19 protein-coding genes are annotated in these 23,788 nt (G+C 49.3%); 18 read left to right on the top strand and 1 reads right to left on the bottom strand.

The genetic code is table 11. The features are described from left to right. Window positions 1-42 precede the first annotated feature (42 nt). Window positions 43-813: a peptidoglycan recognition protein family protein gene (locus HW447_RS07405; RefSeq protein WP_176254686.1), complete on the top strand. Its 771-nt coding sequence runs from the start codon at window positions 43-45 to the stop codon at window positions 811-813. Window positions 814-866: 53 nt separating this feature from the next. On the opposite strand, the gene HW447_RS07400 is transcribed toward HW447_RS07405, so the two are convergent. Beyond that, on the bottom strand, window positions 867-1,676 hold the full coding sequence (locus HW447_RS07400) for a histidinol-phosphatase HisJ family protein (RefSeq protein WP_176254685.1): 810 nt from the start codon (window positions 1,674-1,676) through the stop codon (window positions 867-869). Between the two features lie 264 nt (window positions 1,677-1,940). Between HW447_RS07400 and gap the strand changes: the two genes are divergently transcribed. The 17 genes from gap (at window position 1,941) to HW447_RS07315 (ending at window position 23,685) form a co-directional block, all read left to right on the top strand. After that, window positions 1,941-2,972, top strand: coding sequence for a type I glyceraldehyde-3-phosphate dehydrogenase (gene gap, locus HW447_RS07395; protein WP_176254684.1), 1,032 nt, complete (start codon window positions 1,941-1,943; stop codon window positions 2,970-2,972). Between the two features lie 124 nt (window positions 2,973-3,096). Further along, window positions 3,097-4,317 carry a phosphoglycerate kinase gene (locus tag HW447_RS07390; protein ID WP_176254683.1) on the top strand — a complete coding sequence of 407 codons (1,221 nt, stop codon included), beginning with the start codon at window positions 3,097-3,099 and terminating at the stop codon, window positions 4,315-4,317. A 97-nt stretch (window positions 4,318-4,414) separates the two neighbouring features. Then, window positions 4,415-5,170: a triose-phosphate isomerase gene (gene tpiA, locus HW447_RS07385; RefSeq protein WP_176254682.1), complete on the top strand. Its 756-nt coding sequence runs from the start codon at window positions 4,415-4,417 to the stop codon at window positions 5,168-5,170. Between the two features lie 67 nt (window positions 5,171-5,237). Continuing rightward, on the top strand, window positions 5,238-6,779 hold the full coding sequence (gpmI, locus tag HW447_RS07380; protein WP_176254681.1) for a 2,3-bisphosphoglycerate-independent phosphoglycerate mutase: 1,542 nt from the start codon (window positions 5,238-5,240) through the stop codon (window positions 6,777-6,779). Between the two features lie 174 nt (window positions 6,780-6,953). Beyond that, window positions 6,954-7,415 carry a MarR family transcriptional regulator gene (locus HW447_RS07375; RefSeq protein WP_176254680.1) on the top strand — a complete coding sequence of 154 codons (462 nt, stop codon included), beginning with the start codon at window positions 6,954-6,956 and terminating at the stop codon, window positions 7,413-7,415. Between the two features lie 174 nt (window positions 7,416-7,589). Then, entirely contained in the window at window positions 7,590-8,795 is a 1,206-nt protein-coding gene (locus tag HW447_RS07370) for a MalY/PatB family protein (RefSeq protein WP_176254679.1), read from the top strand. A gap of 17 nt (window positions 8,796-8,812) precedes the next feature. Next, the gene (locus tag HW447_RS07365) at window positions 8,813-10,123 is read left to right on the top strand and encodes an APC family permease (RefSeq protein WP_176254678.1); all 1,311 of its coding nucleotides are present in this window, start codon (window positions 8,813-8,815) and stop codon (window positions 10,121-10,123) included. A 42-nt stretch (window positions 10,124-10,165) separates the two neighbouring features. Further along, window positions 10,166-10,945 (top strand): EFR1 family ferrodoxin, encoded by a 780-nt coding sequence (locus HW447_RS07360; RefSeq protein ID WP_176254677.1) that lies wholly within the window; start codon window positions 10,166-10,168, stop codon window positions 10,943-10,945. 157 nt (window positions 10,946-11,102) lie between these two features. Beyond that, entirely contained in the window at window positions 11,103-12,035 is a 933-nt protein-coding gene (locus tag HW447_RS07355) for a LysR family transcriptional regulator (protein WP_176254676.1), read from the top strand. Between the two features lie 141 nt (window positions 12,036-12,176). Beyond that, the gene (locus HW447_RS07350; RefSeq protein WP_243176235.1) at window positions 12,177-13,568 is read left to right on the top strand and encodes a YfcC family protein; all 1,392 of its coding nucleotides are present in this window, start codon (window positions 12,177-12,179) and stop codon (window positions 13,566-13,568) included. Window positions 13,569-13,584: 16 nt separating this feature from the next. Next, window positions 13,585-14,754, top strand: a complete 1,170-nt coding sequence (locus HW447_RS07345) for a M20 family metallopeptidase (protein ID WP_176254675.1) — start codon at window positions 13,585-13,587, stop codon at window positions 14,752-14,754. A 375-nt stretch (window positions 14,755-15,129) separates the two neighbouring features. Continuing rightward, window positions 15,130-16,905 carry an ABC transporter ATP-binding protein gene (locus HW447_RS07340; protein ID WP_176254674.1) on the top strand — a complete coding sequence of 592 codons (1,776 nt, stop codon included), beginning with the start codon at window positions 15,130-15,132 and terminating at the stop codon, window positions 16,903-16,905. An 88-nt stretch (window positions 16,906-16,993) separates the two neighbouring features. Then, entirely contained in the window at window positions 16,994-17,863 is an 870-nt protein-coding gene (locus HW447_RS07335) for a DegV family protein (RefSeq protein WP_176254673.1), read from the top strand. A 51-nt stretch (window positions 17,864-17,914) separates the two neighbouring features. Further along, window positions 17,915-19,333 carry a sensor histidine kinase gene (locus HW447_RS07330; RefSeq protein WP_390471143.1) on the top strand — a complete coding sequence of 473 codons (1,419 nt, stop codon included), beginning with the start codon at window positions 17,915-17,917 and terminating at the stop codon, window positions 19,331-19,333. After that, window positions 19,330-20,289: a GerMN domain-containing protein gene (locus HW447_RS07325; protein ID WP_176254671.1), complete on the top strand. Its 960-nt coding sequence runs from the start codon at window positions 19,330-19,332 to the stop codon at window positions 20,287-20,289. Before HW447_RS07330 ends, HW447_RS07325 begins: the two co-directional genes overlap by 4 nt. A gap of 9 nt (window positions 20,290-20,298) precedes the next feature. Then, on the top strand, window positions 20,299-22,731 hold the full coding sequence (locus HW447_RS07320) for a ComEC/Rec2 family competence protein (RefSeq protein ID WP_176254670.1): 2,433 nt from the start codon (window positions 20,299-20,301) through the stop codon (window positions 22,729-22,731). A 111-nt stretch (window positions 22,732-22,842) separates the two neighbouring features. After that, complete coding sequence (locus HW447_RS07315) at window positions 22,843-23,685, top strand: TrmH family RNA methyltransferase (protein WP_176254669.1); 843 nt, start codon at window positions 22,843-22,845, stop codon at window positions 23,683-23,685. Window positions 23,686-23,788 lie beyond the last annotated feature (103 nt).

The raw sequence follows: 23,788 nt of genomic DNA, 5'->3' as shown, positions 1-23,788 counted from the left end.
AGGATCCCTTCCGTGTCTTTCGCAGAAAGACGGGTTACAGATATGAACGATATCAGGGATGAGGAAAACGAACTTACAGAAGAACTGAAGGAACTGGCAGAGGTTCCCGTAGAAGAGCCTGTAAAGAAAACGGTGAAAAGCCGCAGGCGGGGAGCGGCGCGTTCGGTTCGAAAAAGGCGCGGCTTTCCCTTTGCAGCCGTGTTTATGGCGCTGGTAATCGGTGTCCTGTCCGGTCTTGGCGGGGGTTATTATGTATGGGGGTGGGAACGTCCGTACACGGTGGATCTGAAGGCGGTTGAGGTGCCGGGCTGGGTGAAACAGGAGTTTATACGGAAAAATATCTTTTCCCGGCCCGATGTAAGCCGCAGACGGATCAATAACATCGTGATCCATTACGTGGCTAATCCCGGCTCAACCGCACAGGACAACAGGGATTATTTTGACAGTCTGGCAGATCAGGACAGCGAAAAGGGCGGCACCTCCACCAGCAGCCATTTTATCGTGGGCCTGGAGGGAGAGGTGATCCAGTGCATCCCCATTGACGAGGTAGCTTATGCCAATGCCCCCAGAAATGACGATACGCTCTCCATTGAGGTCTGCCACCCTGACGATACCGGGAAATTCAGCGATGCCACATATCAGTCTGTGGTTCAGCTGACCGCCTGGCTGTGCAGCCAGCTAAAGCTAAAGAGCAGTGATGTGCTCCGCCATTACGATATCAACGGAAAGCTGTGCCCGAAGTATTATGTGGAGCATGAGGACGCCTGGAAACAGCTGCGGGAGGATGTGGACGCGGCTATGAGAGCAGAATGAAATACATACCCGATCTGGGAGAAAACGGCGCAGCAAAACGGGCGGAGATGACCCTAGAGAGGGATCATCTCCGCTTTTCTGTGGTGAAATACGGTATAATAGCGGAATCCGCAGCTTTTTAAAAGCTCACGGGCCTGTTCGAAGCCATATCCTAAATGTTCCGGCGTATGGGCGTCAGAACCCACAGTGATAAGCTCTCCGCCCATTTCCCTATACCGCTTTAGGATAGAAGGCGCGGGATTGGTCTGCTGTAAACGGCTTCTGAGCCCGCCCGTGTTGCATTCCAAAGCCTTGCCCTGTTGGATCAGGATCTGCAAAATGGCGTCGACAGGCTCTTTAAAGTTTTCATATGAATATACGCTTTCCCCATCGGGCGCATATCTGGCCCCGTAGTCCAGGTGGCCGTAGGAGTCAAAAAAGGGGTGAAGAAGCCGTACCCGCTTAAGAGATGCTTCAAAAAAGTCTTCCAGCCCTTTTTTTGAGCCGCAGCCTTCCCAAAAATCCGGAAAATACGGATCCTGATGGCGGATAAAGTGGCTGGAACCGATGATAAAATCAAATTCCCCGCCGTATGCTTCGTAAAATTTCTCCAGATAATCCCGGATATGGCACTGCAGCCCCAGCTCAATGCCAATGTTTATCCGCAGCATCCCCTCATATTTCTTCTTTATGGATTTTAACGCGGACAGATACTCCGGCAGATGCAGCTCAAAATCATCCTCGCAGAAAGGACAGTCATAGTCGTGGTGGTCCGTGACGGCAATTTCCTTCATCCCAAGCGCCGCCGCCCGTTTGATCTGGGCCTGGACGGGGGTATCGGAGTCGCCGGAAAATTCCGTGTGCAGATGGCAGTCGTAGATCATACAGGATCCTCCTTTGTGTGGAAAAAGCAGTGAAATAAGGGAAGAAATCTCTCTGTGACATTATACTCACAAAGGTGGGAAAATACAAGGAAAAGAAGGTCAACAGGTAAAGTGCTGTAATTTCCTGAGTAAATTGTTATAAAATTAACAAAAAGGTAGAATGCAAAAAAAACGCTTGCTATTTTGGAAAAAATTGATTACAATGAGAGCAAGTTGATTATTATTTAACAATAATACAATTTAACAACTAGGAGGAATTGAATCATGGCAGTAAAAGTTGCAATTAATGGTTTCGGACGTATTGGCCGTCTGGCATTCCGTCAGATGTTCGGAGCAGAGGGCTACGAAGTAGTAGCTATCAACGACCTGACTGATCCTAAGATGTTAGCTCATCTGTTAAAGTATGATACCGCTCAGGGCGGATACGCTGGCCATATCGGCGAGGGCAAGCACACCGTAGAGGCTGGTGAGGATTCCATCACAGTTGACGGAAAGAAGATCACTATCTACAAGGAGCCAAAGGCTGCTGACCTTCCATGGGGCGAGATCGGCGTAGACGTAGTATTAGAGTGCACAGGTTTCTACTGCTCCAAGGACAAGGCTCAGGCTCATATCGATGCAGGCGCTAAGAAGGTAGTTATCTCCGCACCCGCAGGCAATGACTTAAAGACCATCGTATTCTCTGTAAATGAGAACACACTGACTGCTGAGGATACCATCATTTCCGCAGCTTCCTGTACAACAAACTGCCTGGCTCCAATGGCTAAGGCTCTGAACGATTACGCTCCTATCCAGAGCGGTATCATGAGCACCATCCACGCTTACACAGGTGATCAGATGATTCTTGACGGACCACACAGAAAGGGCGATTTAAGAAGAGCACGCGCAGGTGCTGCAAACATCGTTCCTAACTCTACCGGCGCAGCTAAGGCAATCGGCCTGGTTATCCCAGAGCTGAACGGCAAGCTGATCGGTTCCGCACAGCGTGTTCCTGTACCAACTGGTTCCACCACCATCTTAACTGCTGTTGTTAAGAAGGCCGGCGTTACAAAGGAAGATATCAACGCAGCTATGAAGGCAGCAGCTTCCGAGTCCTTCGGCTACAACGAGGATCAGATCGTATCTTCTGACGTTATCGGCATGAAGTACGGCTCTCTGTTCGACGCTACTCAGACCATGGTAGCTCAGATCGCTGAAGATCTGTACGAGGTTCAGGTTGTTTCATGGTATGACAACGAGAACTCCTATACAAGCCAGATGGTAAGAACCATTAAGTACTTCGCAGAACTGGCTTAAGACCAGACAGATCTGTGGTCTCAGGCCGCAGACACGGTCAGATTTATTTCTAGTAGACTCATAAAAGGGGTCCGGTCGTCAGGACCGGGCCCCTTTTACGCAGTATGAAAGGGGTACAACCACTATGTTAAATAAGAAATCCATTGACGATATGAACGTAAAAGGCAGAAGAGTGCTGGTACGCTGCGACTTCAACGTACCGTTAAAGAACGGCGAGATCACAGACGAGACCCGTATTGTGGCTGCTCTGCCAACCATCAACAAGCTGATCGCTGACGGTGCAAAGGTAATCCTCTGCTCCCATTTAGGCAAAGTAAAGAACGGCCCTAACGAGGGTGAGTCCTTAGCTCCTGTAGCAAAGAGACTGAGCGAGAAATTAGGCAAAGAGGTCGTATTCGTAGCTGATTACGCCGTAACCGGTGAAGCAGCAACCAAGGCAGTGGAGGCTATGAATGAGGGCGACGTAGTCCTTCTTCAGAATACACGCTTCCGCGGTACTGAGGAGACAAAGAACGGAGAGGCATTCAGCAAGGAGTTAGCAGATCTGGCTGACGACTATGTATGCGATGCGTTCGGCTCATCCCACAGAGCACACGCTTCCGTAGAGGGTGTGACCAGGTTCATCACAGCCAAGGGCGGCACAAACGCAGTTGGCTACCTGATGCAGAAGGAGATCGATTTCCTGGGAAATGCAGTTGAGAATCCGGTAAGACCTTTCGTAGCAATCCTGGGCGGCGCTAAGGTTGCAGACAAGTTAAATGTCATCTCCAACCTCTTAGAGAAGTGCGACACACTGATCATCGGCGGCGGCATGGCATTTACCTTCTTAAAGGCAGAGGGCAAGGAGATAGGCAAGTCCTTAGTAGATGATACCAAGTTAGATTACTGCCGCGAGATGATGGCAAAGGCAGAGAAGCTTGGCAAGAAGCTGCTTCTTCCTGTAGATGCAGTTGTAGCTGCTTCTTTCCCGGATCCCATCGATGCTCCTGTAGAGGCTGAGAACGTATCCGTAGACGCTATGCCTGCTGACAAAATGGGCCTGGATATCGGTACTGAGACCGCAAAGATCTATGCAGAGGCTGTTAAGTCTGCAAAGACCGTTGTATGGAACGGACCTATGGGCGTATTTGAGAACCCCACTCTGGCAAAGGGAACCATCGCAGTAGCAGAGTCCCTGGCAGAGACAGACGCAACCACCATCATCGGCGGCGGCGACTCTGCAGCCGCTGTAAACCAGCTGGGCTTTGCTGACAAGATGAGCCACATTTCCACCGGCGGCGGCGCTTCTCTGGAATTCCTTGAAGGCAAGGTGCTTCCAGGCGTAGCAGCAGCTGACGACAAATAAAACAGATACTTAGATGAATCTGCCGCCCGGACCGGAGACAAGCCTGCGGTCCGGGCGGTCCATTTACAGACCCTATGTGTATAAAGGAGAAACGATTATGGCAAGAAAGAAGATCATTGCAGGCAACTGGAAGATGAATATGACGCCATCCGAGGCAGTGGCCCTGGTAAACGAGTTAAAGCCATTAGTAGCAAATGATGAAGTGGATGTAGTATTCTGCGTACCCGCCATTGACATCATCCCTGCGATGGAGGCTGCAGAGGGAACCAACATCCAGATTGGCGCTGAAAATATGTACTATGAGGAAAAGGGTGCCTATACCGGCGAGATCTCCCCGAATATGCTTACCGATGCAGGGGTAAAATATGTGATTATAGGCCACTCTGAGAGAAGAGAGTATTTTGCTGAGACAGATGAGACTGTAAATAAGAAGGTATTAAAGGCGTTTGAGCACGGAATCACCCCCATCATCTGCTGCGGCGAGTCACTGACTCAAAGAGAGCAGGGCATCACCATTGACTGGATCCGCCAGCAGATCAAGATTGCTTTCTTAAATGTAACTGCAGACCAGGCAAAGACTGCTGTGATCGCATATGAACCCATCTGGGCTATCGGAACCGGAAAGGTAGCTACCACAGAGCAGGCGGAAGAGGTATGCGCAGCAATCCGCGCCTGCATCGGCGAAATCTATGACCAGGCAACCGCAGAAGCAATCCGCATCCAGTACGGCGGTTCCGTATCCGCTGCATCGGCGCCTGAACTGTTTGCACAGGCAAACATCGACGGCGGCCTCGTAGGCGGCGCTTCCTTAAAGCCTGATTTCGGAAAGATCGTAAATTACAAGCAGGCATAAGCGGCTGATCTGCAGTATGTCCCAGGAGGTTGGGGCAAACCACTGTAAATAAGGAGATAAAACGATTATGAGCAAGAAACCAGTAGTTCTTATGATCCTGGACGGGTACGGCCTCAATAAAAACTGCGACCACAACGCGGTATGCGAGGCAAAGACCCCGGTTATGGATCAGTTAATGAGCCAGTGCCCCTTTGTACAGGGACAGGCAAGCGGTCTGTTCGTAGGACTTCCTGACGGACAGATGGGCAACTCCGAGGTAGGCCACTTAAACATGGGTGCAGGCCGGGTGGTATATCAGGAGCTGACCCGTATAACAAAGTCCATCGAGGACGGAGATTTCTTCCAGGTGCCTGAGTTTTTACAGGCAGTGGAAAACTGCAAAAAGAAGGATTCAGCCCTTCACCTGTTCGGCCTGGTATCTACCGGCGGCGTACACAGCCATCTGACCCATATCTACGGTCTTTTAGAACTGGCAAAGAGAAACGGCCTTGAGAAGGTATATGTACACTGTTTCCTGGACGGCCGCGACACACCTCCAGAGTCTGGTAAGGACTTTGTGGCTCAGTTAGAGGAAAAGATGGCCGAGATCGGCGTTGGCAAGGTGGCTTCCGTTATGGGACGTTACTATGCCATGGACCGTGATAAGAGATGGGATCGCGTGGAACTGGCTTACAGGGCTCTCACAAAGGGCGAAGGAAAGACTGCCGAGAGCGCTGCGGCCGGTATTCAGGCGTCCTATGACGAGGGCAAGGCAGATGAGTTTGTAGTGCCCTTCGTGGTTACAGAGAACGGTGCTCCCAGAGCCGCCATTGAGGACGGCGATTCCGTTGTATTCTTCAACTTCCGTCCTGATCGGGCAAGAGAGATTACCCATGCTTTCTGCGATGATACCTTTGACGGATTTGAAAGAGAGAAGAAACTGGATCTGGTATATGTCTGCTTTACAGACTATGATGAGACCATTACCAATAAGCTGGTGGCCTTTAAGAAAGAGCAGATCACCAATACGTTTGGAGAATTTCTGGCCGCTCACGGCAAGAAGCAGGTTCGCATTGCTGAGACAGAGAAGTACGCCCATGTTACCTTCTTCTTTAACGGCGGCGTAGAGGAGCCGAATGAGGGCGAGGACCGTATCCTGGTTCCTTCTCCCAAGGAAGTAGCCACCTACGACTTAAAGCCGGAGATGAGTGCAGACGGCGTGTGCGACAAGCTTACAGAGGCCATTCGCTCAGGCAAATATGATGTAGTGATCATCAACTTTGCCAACCCGGATATGGTAGGCCATACTGGCGTAGAGCCGGCGGCGATCAAGGCCATCGAGACGGTAGACGCCTGCGTAGGAAGAGCGGTAGACGCGATCAGGGAAGTGGACGGCGTGATGTTTATCTGCGCAGACCATGGAAATGCAGAGCAGTTAGTAGATTATGAGACAGGAGAGCCATTCACCGCTCATACCACTAACCCTGTGCCATTTATTCTTGTAAATGCAGACCCATCCTATCGTCTACGTGAGGGCGGTGCTCTCTGCGACATCGCTCCCACCCTTATCGAACTGATGGGACTGGAGCAGCCGAAGGAGATGACAGGTAAGTCCCTGCTGGTGAAATAATAAAAAATTGCTCTGCCATATCGGACCTTAATCCGCATTTGGCAGTCTGAAGTGCGGAAATGCTGTCTTTATAGACGCTTTCCGCATTTTGGTTTTATGATATAGGGAAGAGTTCTTAACCAGCCTCTTTAAGAGAAGAAATGATATGGAGCACAACAAAAACAAAGGAGTTTTATGGATCGTATTTTATTATTAAAGACTTTCTTAGATGAAAAGCACAGTACGACCATGGTGCATGAACACTATTTAAACACGCTTCGTGAATATGCCCCTGGTACGGATCTTTATATGAGGGAAATGCATTTTGTGATGGCTGCAAATCCGAAACAACCGGTTTCAATTACAGAACTGGCGAAAAAACTGGAGGTTACTTTGGGAGCTGCTTCGCAGATGGCAACAAAGCTTGAAAAAAAGGGCCTCATTCTGCGCAGTTCGGATCCTGAAGATCGAAGAAGAACCATCGTGCGTCTCACTGAAAAAGGGATTTTGCTCTACCAGAGACATATGGAATATGATAAAAAGAGTTTGGAGTTAATGAATGATATTTTCTGCGAATTTTCAGATGAAGATATGGAGCGCCTGATCTATGCAGAACGTCTTTTCAGGAAAGCGCTTCATGCAAAGGTTAATGATTAAACGGTATCATACATTATGCATAAAAAATAATTCTGAATTTGTTCAAAAATACAATGGACAATCAGAGTTATTTTATCTATAATTACTTTAGATACTAAAGTAATTATAACAGCAAAAAAAACAATTTTTTTTTGATAAATTACTTTAGCTACTAAAGAAAAAAGGAGAAAAATGATGCAGGAGCAAAAGGAATCCCTTTGTGGATTTGATCGTGTATTTGACCGGTGTAGGACACACGATTTGAAATGGCGTCAGGAAGGGGTAGAGGCGTATCTGAATCAGAAAGTGCGTCAGGATATGATACCCATGTGGATCGCCGATATGGATTTTGGATGTATGGATGAAATTGTAAAAGCAGTAAAAGGTAGGGCGGATCACGGCATTTACGGATACTGTGCCCCTGGCGCGGAGTTTGGTGGGCACATAGCCTTTTGGGAAAAAGAGCGGTTTGGATGGAAGATTTCTGCCGACTGGATCACGGCCCTCCCATCGGTGGTAAGCGGAATCAATATTGCGATCCGGGCATTTTCAAAGGAGGGAGAAGGAATTATTATTCAGACGCCGGTGTACGATCCTTTTATTTCCATTGTGAAACGGACAGGGAGAGTACCGGTCTTTAATCCTCTTAAAAGGAAACAGAGTCATTATGAAATGGACTTTGAAGGGTTAGAAAGGTTGGCGAGTCTGCCCGAAAACCGTATGCTGATTTTGTGCAGTCCGCATAATCCGGTAGGAAGGGTATGGACAGAGGATGAATTGAGGCGTCTGGCAGAAATTTGCCTGAAGTACGATGTAAAGATTGTGGCTGATGAGATCCATTCAGATATTGTATATCCAGGTCATCATCATACACCTCTGTTGTCATTGGATCCCAGATATGGACAGAATTTTATACATCTGTCTGCTCCGGGAAAGACCTTTAATGTACCAGGATTAAAGATGAGTTTTTCGATTATCCCGGATGAGGAGAATAAAAAGGCCTTTGATACCATGCAGCTGGCAATGTCTCTGGATATCAGAAATACTTTTGGTGTAGAGTGTGTCAGCGCCTGCTATACAGAGAATGGAATACAATGGTTGGACGGGCTTCTGAAATATCTTTGGAACAATGCAGAACGTGTGCATGAATTTGTTCGTACTGAGATGCCAAAGGTGACTATGGAAATGCCGGAAGGCACCTTTTTATGCTGGCTGGATTTCAGCGGGTACGGCTTGACCGATGAGGAATTGCTGAAACGAATCAATCTGGAAGCCGGGGTAATATGTGTGCCGGGAGGCTGGTTCGGGCCAGGAGGGGAGCATCATCTCAGACTTAACATTGGCTGTCAGAGAAAAACGCTAGAGGAGGCTCTGCAGCGTATCAAAGAGGCGCTGGATTGAGGGAAAAGGAGAAGGATATGAGTGAGAAAAAACTAACGAGGACGGATTTGTTTTCAATGGCTATCGGACAGATCATCGGAGTGGGGATTATGACCATGACAGGCATTGCCATCGGATTTACGGGACGTAGCGTTAATATAGCGTATATCGTGGCAGGTCTTCTTACGATTGTAACAGCGATTCCTCAGATTTATATCGGAGGAACTGCTAATTTTGAAGGCGGGCAGTATTCACAGATTGCAGTCTTGGGAAACAAAAAACTGGCAGGTATTTTTATTTACATCCAGATCGCCATTGCACTGGCATTATCTATGTATACTTTATCATTCAGTGAATATTTTCTGTCGCTGTTTCCAGGGGCAAACAGGAAACTGATTTCCTTTGTAGTTCTGACAGTGATCTGTCTGATGCATCTGACAGGCATGAAACAGGCGGCTAGACTTCAAAATTTAATGTGCGGTATCCTGGCGTTGGGAATCGCTTCTTATATTGTGTTTGGGATCGGACATATCCAGCCGGGATATTTTGAAATGCCAGGTTTTGCCACTGGTGGCCTGACAGGATTTATCGTGGCATCTGTTTATCTGACCTTTGCGGCAGGGGGAGCGACCTATGTAGTGAATTTCAGTGCGGAATCCCAAAACCCAACTAGGGATATTCCATTTGTGATTATTGTTTCTACGGCGGTGATTGTTATTCTTTATGCGGTAATGTCTACGATCGCGGCTGGCGTTCTCCCGGTGGAACAGGTGGCGAATCAACCTCTAAGTGTGGCAGCAGTTTCTTTTATGCCTTCGTCTGTCTATACATTTTTTGTAGTGGGAGGCGCAATGTTTGCTCTTTTGACGACGTTGAATTTTAATGTGGGTATGCTTCTTTATCCTCTTAAAAAGGCCAGTGAGGACGGATGGCTGCCAGGAGGGCTTGCAGCGGTCAACAGCCGTTTCCATACATTTCACTGGCTGATTCTGGTACTTTATCTCATCAGCGTTCTCCCTATTCTTTTTGGTGTGGATTTAAGTACCATTGCAAACAGCACGGTAATTCTTACCACATCTGTACGGGGACTTATTTCCTTTGTGGCAATGTCGCTTCCAAAAAAAATGCCGGAACTGTGGGAGAAGTCAGCATTTCACATCAGTGAAGGGAAATTAAAGGCAGTTTGTACCGTTTCTATATTTTTAACAGCTATTTCTGTTCTGATGCTTTTTATGACATCATCCATGGCACAGATCTGCGGAAACTGCTGTATCTTTGCAGCGGCAGTAATTTTGATGATTCTGTTTGGAAAAAATGTAAAAGTAACAGCAAATTTTGCAGAAAAATAAAGAAATTTTGGGTTTTAGAAACCGTTGGGAAGGAGCAGGCATATGGATCTGCATAAGGGAACTGTGGTGTATTTCAGTCCTACAGGAGGAACGAAAAAAGCCATTATGTGTATTTTAGATGGTCTGAAGATAGAAATGGACGAATTTGATATTACAGGAATGGCTCAGGGAACCAGCGGACGAGAGTTTGGCGGTGATGAGCTGGCAGTAATTGGTGTGCCGTCTTATGGAGGAAGGGTTCCGAAACCGGCAGTGGAAAAACTGAGACTTCTGAAAGGAAACCGGACACCGGCAGTTCTGGTGGCGGTATACGGAAACCGGGCCAGTGAAGATACGCTGGCGGAGTTAAGGGAATTGTTATCCGAACAGGGATTTATCTGTGTGGCTGCAGTAGAGGCTATAGCGGAACATTCTATTATGCGTCATTTTGCAGAGGGGCGTCCGGACGAAAATGACCATAGAATTTTGAAAGATTATGGAAAAATCATAGCTCAGCGGATTCTGTCGGCAGCGGATGATGAGCAGCTGAAACACGCAGACATACCAGGAGATCGCCCCTGGCGTCAGTATAACGGAATTCCTCTCAAGCCGAAAGCGTCAGAACAATGTATGGGCTGCGGCAGATGTGTCAATCATTGTCCTGTTGGGGCTATTTCGCCGGAGCATCCAGATCGTACGGATACAGGCCGTTGTATTTCCTGCATGGGCTGTATTGCCGTCTGCCCGGCCCACGCCAGAAAACTGAATTCTGTTTTACTGAAAATAGCAGAAGAAACTAATAAGGGAAAATTTAAGAGCCGGAGAGAAAATAAGCTTTATTAGATGTAAGAAGAGCGGGACTTAAATGCAAAATTTAATATGAGTAGTGCCCCAAGGGTGTGTTTCATTTTGATTCAGCAATGAAACACACCTTTTTAAATATAAGTTTTCTTTATGATTATTCTGCGCTATAATAAAGAAAACAAAAGGAGGAATGCGCATGAATGTGAAGGAACAGCAGTATGTCTGCGAATTGGCCCGCTGTCGGAATCTGACAAAGGCGGCCCAGAACCTCTTTATCTCCCAGCCTGCGCTCAGTATTTACATAAGCAATCTGGAAAACAGTCTGGGTGTAAAGCTGTTTGAACGGATTGGAAAGAGTTTTATCCTGACGTATGCAGGCGAGCGCTATGTGGAAACGGCAAAGAAAATGCTGGATCTAAATGAGGGCTTTGAGCAGGAACTTCAGGAGATCGTCGGAGAGTACAAGGGCTGTGTGCGTCTTGGAATGCAGACCAGGCGTTCCGCCTATTTTCTGCCGCCGCTGATCGCTGCCTATGAGAAGGAATTTGAGCATATTACGGTGGATATCCGGACGGGGAATTATGAATATCTGTGCAGGCAGCTAAAGGAGCACCAGCTGGATCTTATTATCTGCAACCGTTCCGATGCCGATATGTCTGCAATGAAGGTCTATCCCATTTTTGAGGAGATGCTTTTAATCGCGGTTCCGGTCTGCCATCCTCTGAATGAGAAGGCGGTTTATGTGCCCGGACGCCGATACCGCTATCTGGATATTGCCTGTCTCCAGGGAGAAACGCTGATCCTGCAGCGGCCCATGCAGAGCATACGGCGGGATGTAGACCGGCTTTTAAGGGAAAGGCAGGTAGTTCCCGGACGGATCCGCGAGCTTGAAAGTATTGAGACGGCTATGCAGTTTGTGGCGGAAAATCTTGGAGTGGGCTTTAACCGGGAGGGCTACAGCTATGAGATGAGCTATAATAAGAGGGTGAATTATTATGGAATTCTGAACCAGAACGATACGGTTACGCTGATGCTGGCCCATCGAAAGAACCTTGCGCTTACAAAGCCCATCCGCCGTATGATCGATATGCTGCTGGAACGGGCGGGAGAATATTATCAGCAGAATTGATTGTTTTGTTTAGAAATAATAGACAAATTTAAGAAATCTGAAAAAATAATAAAATTTTTATAATTCCGCAATTTCTGTTTTTTATGTAATATATGTGTATATTTATTCACAGTTATATTCATGATGAAGGAGGAGTTGCGTATGCCAAAAGAAAAAAAGCCCTTTAAGATGCCGCACACATTTGTGATCATTATTTCGATCATCCTGTTTGTTACGGCAATGACCTGGCTGATTCCGGCGGGGGAGTATGTCCGTTATAAGAACGCTGCCGGGATCGAGGTGATCGACCCTACGCAGTTTTCATTTGTGGAGCGTACACCGGTAAATCCCCTGCGTATTCCGCTCTATATTGTGGAGGCCATCTGCAAACGTATCAGCCTTATGCTTGTGATTTTGTTTTCCGGCGGCGCATTTGCCCTGATCAGCAAATCCGGTGCGCTTCACGCAGCGGTTGCCAAGGTAGCAAAGCTGTTTAAGGACCGTCTCTATGTGTTCATCCCCATCATGACAACGGTGTTTGCCCTGATCTGCACTACACAGGGGGTCAACCAGTTTATTGCCTTTGCCCCGATTGTAGTAATGATTACAATGGCCATGGGTCTTGATTCTATCGTTGGAGCCGCGATCATCCTGCTGGGCGGCTGTGTGGGCTTTTCAACAGGAACCTTAAATCCCAGCACGACCCTTGTAGCTCAGGAGATAGCGGAGCTGCCGCCGTATTCAGGCATCAGCTACCGAATCGTCTGTTTTGCGGTATTTCTGATTGTGACCAATATCTATCTGATCCGCTACGCAACGAAAATCCGTCGGGATCCCACGTTAAGTCCCATGTATGAGCTGGATAAGGATAATGAGATGAAGCATCTGGATATGGATTCTTTTGGCGCGCTGACCCTTCGCAAGGGCCTGATTGTAGCCGCTCTGGCTGCTGCGCTGGCGCTTATGGTGTATGGAGGAATAAAGTTCTCCTGGGATATGGAGGAACTGGCCGCAGTCTTTATCGGTCTTGCCGTTGTGGTAGGCTTTCTTGCGGGGGAGACGCCGTCCTCCATGTCAGTTATCTTTATCGACGGCTGTAAAAAGATGCTGACGGCTGCCCTGATCATCGGCCTTGCGACTGCAATCGCAAATGTAATGACAGCCGGACACATCGTAGATACGGTAATTTACGGACTGAGTTCTGTTATGTCCTATGCGCCCAAGTTCTTAGTTGCGCCAGTGATGTATCTGGTAAATACCCTGATCAGCTTTGTCATTGTTTCCGGCAGCGGAATGGCCTCCGCGGTTATGCCCATCACGGCGCCTCTGGGAGATCTGCTGGGACTGACAAGACAGACAACGGTTTTAATTTTTAACTTCAGCGATGGATTTACCAACTACATCCTTCCGCATTCCACAGCCCTTATGGGGATTATCAGCGCAGTCAACATTCCATATGACCGCTGGATGAAATTTATGTGGAAATTGTTTGTGATCTGGATGGTGATCTGCTGTATTATGGTATACGGCGCACAGATGATGCATTACGCATAGACGCAGGAGGAAAAAAATGAAGGAACAACTGTTTCGGGCGATTGACAATAAGAAAGAAACACTCTGGGAGATGGCAGATTTTATCTTTGATCACCCGGAGTATGATGGTAAAGAGTACCAGGCCTCAAAATGCCTGACAGATTATCTGCGTGACAACGGCTTTTCGGTGGAAATGGGAGTAGGCGGGTATGAGACCGCATTCCGGGCGGTCTACGAAAACGGAACTGGCGGCCCGTCTATTGGTATTCTCTGTGAATACGACGCGCTGGTAGGGCTGGGGCATGGCTGCGGCCATCATATGCAGGGACCAGGCTGCCTTGGGGCAGCAGCAGCTTTGAAGGAAACCCTTGCGGATAAGCCTTACCGCCTTGTAGTGTATGGAACGCCGGCAGAGGAAACCAGGGGGGCAAAGGCGTCGATGATAAAGAACGGGTGCTTTCATGAGATTGACGCTGCGTTTATGATGCATGGTTCGCCTACAACTTGTACGGATGTAAAGTGCCTGGCGGATCAGAGTTTTCGCGTGAAGTTTTACGGAAAGCGCGCCCACGCGGCTCTTGCTCCTGAAAAGGGACGCAGCGCCTTTGATGCTCTTTTGGTTGCCTTTAACGGTATTGAATTTTTGCGGGAGCATATGCCGGATGACACAAGAATGCACTATACTGTAAGCGAGCTTCCTGGCCCTTCAAATGTTGTACCTGCAGAGGCGGTGGGAACCTTTTCCCTTCGTTCCTTCTCAAAGAAGAACCTTGAGGGAGTGGTAGCCCGTTTTTACGATATCATAAAGGGGGCGGCGCTGATCGCCGGGGTCAGCTATGAGGTAGAGTTAATTCATGATTTTTACAACAAGATTCCGGTGCTGACTCTCAACCGCCTTTTGATGGACAACGCTGAACTGGCAGGTGCACCCCGGCTGTCTGAGCCCCGTGAGAAAACAGGGTCCACAGATTTTGGAAATGTCATGTATGAAGTGCCGGGATCCTGCATCCGCGTGGCCTTTGTGCCGGAGGGAACTTCTTCTCATACACAGGAGTTTGTGGATGCCGGAAAATCCCAGGACGCTCACAACTGCATTATCTATGGAGCCAAAGCCATCGCCGGCGCGGCGTTTGATCTGATCCGGGAGCCAGGGCTTATGGCGGAAGTGAAGGCGGAGTTTGAAGAAAACAGGAAACGGTTCGCGTAAAAGATTCCATGGGAGAAACAGAGCCATCCCTCATACTGTGAGCCAGAAGCTTAAGATTGACAGCCAGTCAGAGAGCTTCTTCACCTTTTGAGAGAAGGGCCGGTGATGCTGGCCTCGGCGATCCCGTACGTTATGAGCTATGTGTGGTTTCGGCAGCTTGACCCGGGAAAAGGGCGACAGGAAGAACATAAGTGAGAATAAGATAGTCCATGGAACAGGGTGATCCATAGAATAGGGCAGGGGAAGAAATGCTGCGGTTAAAAAATTCTTCCCCTGCCTCTTCCATTTTCCCGTTATATCAGTTACAATAAAAAGATAACTGCCGCGGTCAGAGGGATTGGGGCAGAAAATGGAATGTACGAGGGAGAACGGAAAATGAATACGAAAAAGGGAATGAAAGCAGGGAAGCTGTTAAAGGGCTTTCTTCCATATTATGGAAAATACAAAAAGATCCTCATACTGGATCTCTTCTGCGCGGCTCTGACCACACTGGGAGAACTGGTGCTGCCGCTGATCCTGCGCTTTATCACCAACCAGGGAATGCAGGATCTGGCATCCCTTACCACGGGACTGGTGGTAAAGATTGGTATGCTGTACCTGGCCCTTCGAGTGATCGATTCCCTGGCCGCCTACTATATGGCCTATACCGGCCATGTGATGGGCGTGTATATTGAGACGGATATGCGCCAGGATGCGTTTGAACATCTTCAGATGCTGTCTGACAGCTATTACAGCAATACCAAGGTGGGACAGATCATGTCCCGTATTACCAGCGATCTGTTCGATGTGACGGAGTTTGCGCATCATTGCCCGGAGGAATTTTTTATTGCTGTCTTAAAGGGAATTGTTTCCTTTGTGATCCTGTCGGGAATCAATCTGGAACTGACCCTTTTAATTTTCGTGATGATCCCCATTATGATCGTCTCCTGCACCTGGTTTAACTTAAAAGTAAAGGCGGCTTTCCGGCTTCAGAGAAACCAGATCGGCGAGCTGAACGCCCAGATCGAGGACACGCTGCTGGGAAATCGGGTAGTCCGCGCCTTTGCCAATGAGCCGGTGGAGATCGAGAAGTTCGGCAGGGGCAATCAGGACTTTATGAAGATTAAGAAGCATACGTACCGGTACATGGCGGCGTTTCAGATTACCACCCGTTCCTTTGACGGGCTTATGTATGTGCTGGTGATCGTAGCCGGGGGACTTTTCATGATTCAGGGGAAAATTGAACCGGGAGATCTGGTGGCCTATACCCTGTATGTAACAACGCTTCTGACGACCATCCGCAGGATCATAGAATTTGCAGAGCAGTTCCAGAGGGGTATGACGGGTATCGAGCGTTTCCAGGAGATCATGGATGTGACGCCTGATATCAGAGACAGCAAAAAGGCAAAGCCATTAACGGAAGTAAAGGGCGGCATTGAATTCGACCATGTAAGTTTTGAGTATGCCGACGATCATACCCAGGTGTTAAACGATATCTGCCTGAAGGTCCGTCCCGGCGAGCGGATTGCGTTGGTAGGCCCCTCCGGCGGAGGAAAGACCACGCTGTGCAACCTTCTGCCCAGGTTTTATGATACTACAGAAGGAGCGATCCGCATTGACGGAAAGGACATTAAGGATATCACCCTGCGCAGCCTTCGCTCCAATATCGGAGTTGTGCAGCAGGATGTATATCTGTTTTCGGGAACGGTATATGAAAATATCCTCTACGGACGCACTGGCGCTTCCAGGGAGGAAGTGATTCGGGCTGCAAAACTGGCGGGAGCCCATGAATTTATTACAGAACTGACGGATGGCTATGACACCTATGTAGGCGAGCGGGGCGTGAAGCTTTCCGGAGGACAGAAACAGCGTATCAGCATTGCCAGGGTATTCCTTAAAAATCCGGCAATCCTGATCCTGGATGAGGCTACGTCGGCCCTTGATAACGAAAGCGAGTATCTTGTATCTCAGTCTCTGGAAAAGCTGGCTGCAGGGCGGACTACCCTGACTATTGCCCACCGTCTGACTACGATCCAGGGAGCTGACCGGATTCTGGTACTGTCAGGAAATCAGATCGTGGAGGAAGGAAACCACAGGGAACTTCTGGAAAAGAAAGGGATGTACTACCAGCTTTATATGACGGCTAACCGCTTAAATCAGGGGATAAACTGAGACGGAATGAAAGGTCTGCCATCCGCAGGCAAAAAGCAGGGGCTTTCTGCCTGCGGATGGCGTGTAAAATAAAAAGGAGAATTACGATATGAGAATCGCAGCAGCTACGGACAGCAACAGCGGAATTACCCAGGAGGATGCAAAGAAACTGGGAGTCCATGTGCTTCCCATGCCATTTATGATCGACGGCCAGATGTATTATGAGGGCGTTAATTTAACCAATGAGGAGTTTTTTAACCGCATGGAGGCGGGAGCGGATATTACTACCTCTCAGCCTTCTCCCGGAGAGGTAACAGATTTCTGGGACAGGCTGTTAGAAGAGTATGATGAAATTGTTTATATTCCCATGTCCAGCGGCCTGAGCGGTTCCTGCCAGACTGCCATGCTGCTGGCAGAGGACTACCAGGGAAAGGTTCATGTGGTGAATAACCAGCGCATTTCCGTAACCCAGATGCAGTCCGTACTGGATGCCAGGGATCTGGTAAAAAAAGGATATGCAGGGGCAAAGATCAAGGAAATCTTAGAGGCATCAAAGTTTGAAAGCTCCATCTACATCACTCTTACCACGTTGAAATATCTGAAAAAAGGCGGAAGGATCACACCTGCGGCTGCGATGCTCGGAACGCTGCTTCAGATCAAACCGGTGTTAACCATCCAGGGGGAGAAGCTGGACGCATTTTCAAAGGCACGAACTCAAAAGCAGGCAAAAACCATTATGCTGACGGCGCTTAAAAAGGATCTGGAGACCCGTTTTCATGATCCTGAGGCCCGCAGCACATGGCTGGAGATTGCATACACCTGCAGTGAGGAGGGAGCGCTGGAGCTGAAGAGGGCGTTAGAGGAATCCTATCCGGGAGCGGAGATCTGCATGGCGCCTCTTTCTCTGAGCGTTGCCTGCCATATCGGACCGGGAAGTCTGGCTGTGGCCTGCAGCGGCCGGTTAAAGGAGCTGGAATAATTGAAAAAGAAGAAATGGCTGGAACGGCTGAAGATAAGGGGCAGAAGCGTTATGGTTCCAATGACGCTTCTGATGATCCTGACAGCGCTGATCCCTCTGATGCTTCAGGCCATGATCGCCAGAGGGGCATTCAACCAGACCCAGTTAGATGCAAAAGGAATTGAGATACAGAATCAGTGCGTGATCTTAAGCAACCGTCTCATGCGGTCAGGCTATATGACCTCAGATAAGGGAAATACCATGGAGCTGGACGCCCAGATGCAGACCATCGGGGATATTTACAACGGGCGGATTGTAATTGTAAACAGCAGCTACAAGATCATAAAGGATACGTTTAACCTGTCTGTGGGGAAATACTACATTTCCGAGGAGGTGATCCGCTGCCTGAATGGAGAGACCAGCAGCCGTATGAACCGGGAAATGGGGTATTTGGCTCAGACAATCCCCATCCACGATGCCGCAGATGAAAAAAAGGTGACAGGAGCCATTGTGGTTACGGCTTCCACGGAAAATATTTCCTCCCTGATGGACCGGGTCTATGGAAGCACGCAGCTGTTTCTTTTGTGTATGGCGGTGGTGATCATCGTTTTTTCCATGGCGGCGGTACATTTTGTAGTAAGGCCCTTTAAACGGCTGTTAGCCTCTTTGGAGCGGGTTTCCTACGGAGATCTGGATGCGGATATTACAGAGGATGCTTACAGTGAAACCAGTCAGCTGTCTCTGGCTGTGCAGAAATCCCTGCGCAGGTTAAAGGCGGTAGACCAGTCGCGTCAGGAATTTGTTTCCAATGTATCCCATGAACTGAAAACGCCTATTACCTCGATCCGGGTGCTGGCCGACTCTCTTATGAGCATGGAGGAGGTGCCGGTGGAACTGTACCGGGAATTTATGGCCGATATTTCAGATGAGGTAGATCGGGAAAATCAGATTATCAGCGACCTTCTGACTCTTGTGAAAATGGATAAGTCGGCTCAGAGTCAGATGAATATCATGCAGGTAAATATCAATGAGGAACTGGAGCTGATTTTAAAACGACTGCGCCCTATTGCAAAGAGAAGCAATGTGGAGCTGATTTTTGAGAGTATCCGCGAGGTAACGGCGGATGTGGATCGGGTAAAATTTTCTCTGGCAGTGACAAATCTGGTGGAAAATGCAGTGAAATACAATGTGGATTCCGGATGGGTGCGGGTTACGCTGGATGCTGATCACAAATATTTTTATATTCGGGTGGCAGATTCCGGGATCGGGATTCCCCAGGATTGTATCGATCATATTTTTGAGCGATTCTTCCGGGTGGATAAAGCCCGGTCCAGAGAAGTGGGAGGTACGGGCCTTGGCCTTGCTATCACAAAAAATGTGATCCAGATGCACCATGGTATCATTGACGCGGAAAGTGCGCCGGGAGAGGGAACGACCTTCAGCGTGCGTATCCCATTAAATTATGTGCCGAGACAGGAGGAAAAGTCATGAGGACCAGGGAAACGATGAAAAAAGCCCGTTCTTGGAGCTTTGGGGTCCTGTTCTGTCTGGTCTGCGCCATGCTCCTGTCGGGCTGCAAAGAGCGTGAAACGCCTTCTTCTGCGCCGGAGGAAGGCAGGTATCTGGTTTATTATCTGAATTCTTCCGGCGTCACCTTATCGCCTCAGGAGTATGAGGCAGTGGAGACCAGGCCTGAGGCTCTTGCGGATGAACTGATGGGACAGCTGATCCATGTGCCCAAGGATCTGGACTGCCAGACACCTTTGAGTGAAAAGGTAGCTTACAGGGAATGCCGGCTGGACGGGCAGATGCTGTATCTGTATTTTGATGTGAATTATGTGAGCATGAAACCGGAGCAGGAGATCCTGTGCCGGGCAGCGCTTGCCAGGACGCTGACACAGATTCAGGGGGTGGATTATATCAGTATTTACTGCGGAGACCAGCCGCTTATGGACCGTCAGGGAAACCCGGTGGGAGCCGTGGCGGCTTCTGATTTTATCCTGAATACCAGCAATGTAAATGCCTATGAAAAAACAGAGCTAAAGCTGTACTTTGCCGATAAAACGGGCACAAAGCTGGTAGCTGAGACGAGAGAAGTAGTGCATAACATCAATACATCCATGGAACAGCTGGTTGTGGAACAGCTCCTGGCGGGGCCAAAGGAGGAGGGGCATCTTGCGGTGCTGCCTTCAGAGTGCAAGGTGTTAAGTCTGTCAGTGACAGATAATGTATGCTATATCAATTTTGATTCTGCTTTTCTGAAAATGGAGCATCCGGTAAATGAGTATCTGCCGATCTACGCCATCGTGGATTCCCTGGCGGAAATGACGAATATTACCCGGGTACAGATCATGGTCAATGGCTCTCAGAATGTTATGTTTCGGGATGTGGTGTCCTTAAACAATACCTTTGAGGTAAACCGGGACTATATTGGAGAAGAAAAATGAGGTAAAAAAATGAAAAGGCCCCTTGTGGTAATTGCAGCAGGATTCGTACTTGGAGAGGTGCTGGCCCTGCAACAGCAGGAGGCTTTCAGACAATGGCTGATGGGGAGCGGTATCCTTTTGGCTCTTTTGGGAATAGTCTGGATATTTTTATCCGGTTCGTTGAGAAAGAGAGGGAGGAAACGCCGGGAAAGCAGGAGTGTCGATCGAAGGGCGCTCCTGCTTGTTTTTTTGTGTTTGTCTGTCAGTATGGCCGCGGGAGGCATAAGGGCAGGTCTGGAGAAGGTGCGTTTGGATCGGGAGGAGACGGCGGCAAATGCCTTTGAAGGCGGCCAGACCATGGTTATGGGAAGAGTGGCCGGGCGCAGTTTGAAGGAGGAGCGTCTGACACTGGAGCTTTGCGGCGTTCAGATACAAAAAGCAGATAAAACGGACGTTTTTGGGAAAGTCGTTTTATATATCAGCCAGAAGGATGCGCCGCGCTGGGAGGAGGAGCTGGCAGTGGGGAAGAAGGCGCGTTTTCTTGGGCGGGCCCAAGCGATAAAGGGGGCTCTGAATCCGGGAGAATTTGATTTTAAGAATTATTACCGATCTAAAGGAATCACGGTGAAAATATATGGGGAGAAATGGTTTGGATCGGAAGGAGAGGCATACCCCTATCCGGCGCTGATTGAAAGAGTGAGAGAGCATTGCCGCCGTGTGCTTAAACAGTGCTGCGGGCCGGAGGATCAGGCTGTTTTTGAAGCCATGCTTCTGGGGGATACGAAGGAAATGGAGAAGGAGCAGAGAAAGCTGTACCAAAACAGCGGGATCGCTCATCTGCTGGCCGTCAGCGGACAGCACCTGGCCATTATCGGCGGAGGGATCTATCTGATCCTTCGGCGGCTGGGCTTTGGCTTTGCCGGCGCAGGCGCTGCGGGAGCAGGGCTGGTGATAAGCTACGGACTTCTCACCGGAGGATCCGGCTCTGCCATGCGGGCGGTAATCATGATCCTGTGCCTTTGGCTGGCCATGGGAGCAGGACGTACCTATGACACCCTTTCGGCTCTGGGACTGGCGGCAGTGGTTCTTCTGCTGAGAGAACCCTATCTGATCTTTCAGAGCGGATTTCAGCTGTCTTTTGGAGCCGTATGGGCCATCGCAGGGCCGGGGAAATGGCTGGAGGAGCAGCTGGAGCTTACGGCTGGCTGGCAGAAAGGGGCGGCCGTCAGTCTGTGCGTTCAGATTGTGCTTACCCCTGTGATGCTGTGGCATTATTTTCAGTATCCCCTGTACGGGATGGCGCTCAATGTTCTGATTCTTCCGTTTGTTCCTCTGCTCATGTATTCGGGACTGCTGGCAATCGGTACAGGAAGCGTAAATGTGTTTCTCGGAAAGGCGGCAGCCGGGGCAGGACATTATATCCTGATGTACTATGACTGGCTGTGCCGCAGAGCGGAAGGACTTCCGGGATATTGCCTGGTTCTTGGAAAGCCGTCATGGGGGCAGATTGCGGTTTATGGAGGCGTTATGGCGGGAGCGCTGTGGTGTCTGGCGCGGGGAAGGCAGAAAAATGTGTTCAGAGGTGGGAAACAACTGCCAGGGAAGCGATACGCCTTCTTGGCTCTGGCGGTTTTGCTGGCAGTATTTTTCTGGAGTCTTTCTCTGCTTGGGCCTCAGCCTGCAGGAGGGATTCAGGCCCTGTGCCTGGATGTTGGACAGGGGGACGGAATTTTACTGAGAACAGGCTGTCACAGCATACTGATCGACGGCGGGAGCAGCAGTGAGAAGAAACTGGGAGAGATGACCCTGGAGCCCTGCCTGAAACGTTTTGGGATCACAACTTTGGATATGGCGATTGTCAGCCATGGAGATAATGACCATATCAGCGGCCTTATGTGTCTGCTGGAGGAAAAGCGTGTGCGGATCGGCACTCTGGCGCTTCCCATTGGGGGAAGGGGGCAGGAAATTTATGAAAAGCTGGAAGGCTTGCAGAAAGGGGCAGGAGGGAAAACCATTTATGTAAAGACGGGGGATATCCTTCGCGCGGGCGGACTGGAGCTTACCTGTATCTTCAGCGGGGAAGGCAAAAACATGACAGACAGAAACGCCCACTCCCTGGTGATCTGTGCAGACTTTGAGGGTTTCCATATGCTGTTTACCGGAGATATGGGCATAGAAGAGGAGAAAAGGCTGCTTAAACGGGCCGGGGAAGAAGGCGGTGAACTTCAAAAGACACATTTAGCTCACGCAGCCATATTAAAGGTTGCTCATCATGGCTCTGGCGGCTCTTCCTGCGATTCCTTTCTTAAGGCCCTTCCTCAGGTAAAAACGGCAGTGATTTCCTATGGGGCAGGAAACTCCTACGGCCATCCGGCTGCAGAGGTGGTGAAGAGGCTTAAAACACGGGGGATTCGGGTAATGGAGACGGGAGGAAAAGGCTGCATCCTCATAGAGTCGCCATAAGGCTGCGGACAGGATTTTAGCTGACGAAGGAATCCCCTGGCAGCTGTGGGCGGTTGACTTTAAGGGCAGGCTGCTGTATAGTGGCGGAAGAATAAAAAGGGAGAATATGATATGGCGGATATCAGGAAAATAACAGATTTTGGAGCATCACAGCTGGACATATATGCGCGGATTCCGGAGGTGCAGCTTCTGCATTTCCATGAGCCCGGGCCGGGTATCTTTATCGCAGAAAGCCCCAATGTAGTAAAACGGGCCCTGACTGCAGGATATGAACCCATCTCGCTGTTGGTGGAAACGAAGCATATCAAGGGAGAGGCAAAAGAGGTAATCGCTATGTGCGGGGATGTTCCTGTATACACGGCAGAGTTTGACATATTGACAAAACTGACAGGATTTAAGCTGACCAGAGGTGTTTTGTGCGCCATGGGGCGCAGAAAGCTTCCGTCAATCCGGGAAGTCTGTGCCGGGGCCAGACGGATCGCTGTGCTGGAAAATGTTGTAAATCCAACAAATATAGGCGCTGTATTCCGTTCAGCAGCCGCTTTGAATATGGATGCGGTGCTTCTGACGCCGGGCTGCAGCGATCCCCTGTACCGGCGCGCCAGCCGTGTCAGTATGGGAACCGTATTTCAGGTGCCGTGGACCTTTTTTGATGAAAAGAAGGAGTGCTGGCCTGAGGAGGGAAGGAAAATCCTGCGTGAACTTGGCTTTAAGACAGCTGCCATGGCCTTAAAAGAGGATTCTGTTTCCTTGGACGATCCCGTGCTGAAAGAAGAGGAAAAGCTGGCGGTCGTACTGGGAACCGAGGGCGATGGCCTGGCCCCGCAGACCATTGCAGGCTGCGACTATACAGTGATGATTCCCATGAGCCATGGGGTGGACTCACTGAATGTGGCTTCTGCGTCGGCGGTGGCGTTTTGGGAGTTGGGGAGGAAGGAAACGATTCTACATTGACACAGTAAAAATAATCTGCTATAGTAATTCACTGTACGAAGCGAGAGGGTGAAAAGCCGAGCGTGGCTGCAGCCTCTCGTTTTGTTTCGGAGACATAAAACCG

The organism is Enterocloster alcoholdehydrogenati (assembly GCF_013282095.1).
GTDB lineage: Bacteria > Bacillota > Clostridia > Lachnospirales > Lachnospiraceae > Enterocloster > Enterocloster alcoholdehydrogenati.
Note: the sequence above shows the minus strand (reverse complement) of the source record. Positions and strands in the feature narration are given on the sequence as shown.

Bases quoted from the DNA above. Each gene is read 5' to 3' on its own strand.
- HW447_RS07400 (WP_176254685.1), bottom strand. From the start codon at position 1,676: ATGATCTACGACTGCCATCTGCACACGGAATTTTCCGGCGACTCCGAT.
- HW447_RS07325 (WP_176254671.1), top strand. From the start codon at position 19,330: ATGAGGACCAGGGAAACGATGAAAAAAGCCCGTTCTTGGAGCTTTGGG.
- HW447_RS07330 (WP_390471143.1), top strand. From the start codon at position 17,915: ATGGTTCCAATGACGCTTCTGATGATCCTGACAGCGCTGATCCCTCTG.
- gpmI (WP_176254681.1), top strand. From the start codon at position 5,238: ATGAGCAAGAAACCAGTAGTTCTTATGATCCTGGACGGGTACGGCCTC.
- gap (WP_176254684.1), top strand. From the start codon at position 1,941: ATGGCAGTAAAAGTTGCAATTAATGGTTTCGGACGTATTGGCCGTCTG.
- HW447_RS07355 (WP_176254676.1), top strand. From the start codon at position 11,103: ATGAATGTGAAGGAACAGCAGTATGTCTGCGAATTGGCCCGCTGTCGG.
- HW447_RS07390 (WP_176254683.1), top strand. From the start codon at position 3,097: ATGTTAAATAAGAAATCCATTGACGATATGAACGTAAAAGGCAGAAGA.
- HW447_RS07315 (WP_176254669.1), top strand. From the start codon at position 22,843: ATGGCGGATATCAGGAAAATAACAGATTTTGGAGCATCACAGCTGGAC.
- HW447_RS07350 (WP_243176235.1), top strand. From the start codon at position 12,177: ATGCCAAAAGAAAAAAAGCCCTTTAAGATGCCGCACACATTTGTGATC.
- HW447_RS07335 (WP_176254673.1), top strand. From the start codon at position 16,994: ATGAGAATCGCAGCAGCTACGGACAGCAACAGCGGAATTACCCAGGAG.
- tpiA (WP_176254682.1), top strand. From the start codon at position 4,415: ATGGCAAGAAAGAAGATCATTGCAGGCAACTGGAAGATGAATATGACG.
- HW447_RS07345 (WP_176254675.1), top strand. From the start codon at position 13,585: ATGAAGGAACAACTGTTTCGGGCGATTGACAATAAGAAAGAAACACTC.
- HW447_RS07405 (WP_176254686.1), top strand. From the start codon at position 43: ATGAACGATATCAGGGATGAGGAAAACGAACTTACAGAAGAACTGAAG.
- HW447_RS07375 (WP_176254680.1), top strand. From the start codon at position 6,954: ATGGATCGTATTTTATTATTAAAGACTTTCTTAGATGAAAAGCACAGT.
- HW447_RS07360 (WP_176254677.1), top strand. From the start codon at position 10,166: ATGGATCTGCATAAGGGAACTGTGGTGTATTTCAGTCCTACAGGAGGA.
- HW447_RS07340 (WP_176254674.1), top strand. From the start codon at position 15,130: ATGAATACGAAAAAGGGAATGAAAGCAGGGAAGCTGTTAAAGGGCTTT.
- HW447_RS07370 (WP_176254679.1), top strand. From the start codon at position 7,590: ATGCAGGAGCAAAAGGAATCCCTTTGTGGATTTGATCGTGTATTTGAC.
- HW447_RS07365 (WP_176254678.1), top strand. From the start codon at position 8,813: ATGAGTGAGAAAAAACTAACGAGGACGGATTTGTTTTCAATGGCTATC.
- HW447_RS07320 (WP_176254670.1), top strand. From the start codon at position 20,299: ATGAAAAGGCCCCTTGTGGTAATTGCAGCAGGATTCGTACTTGGAGAG.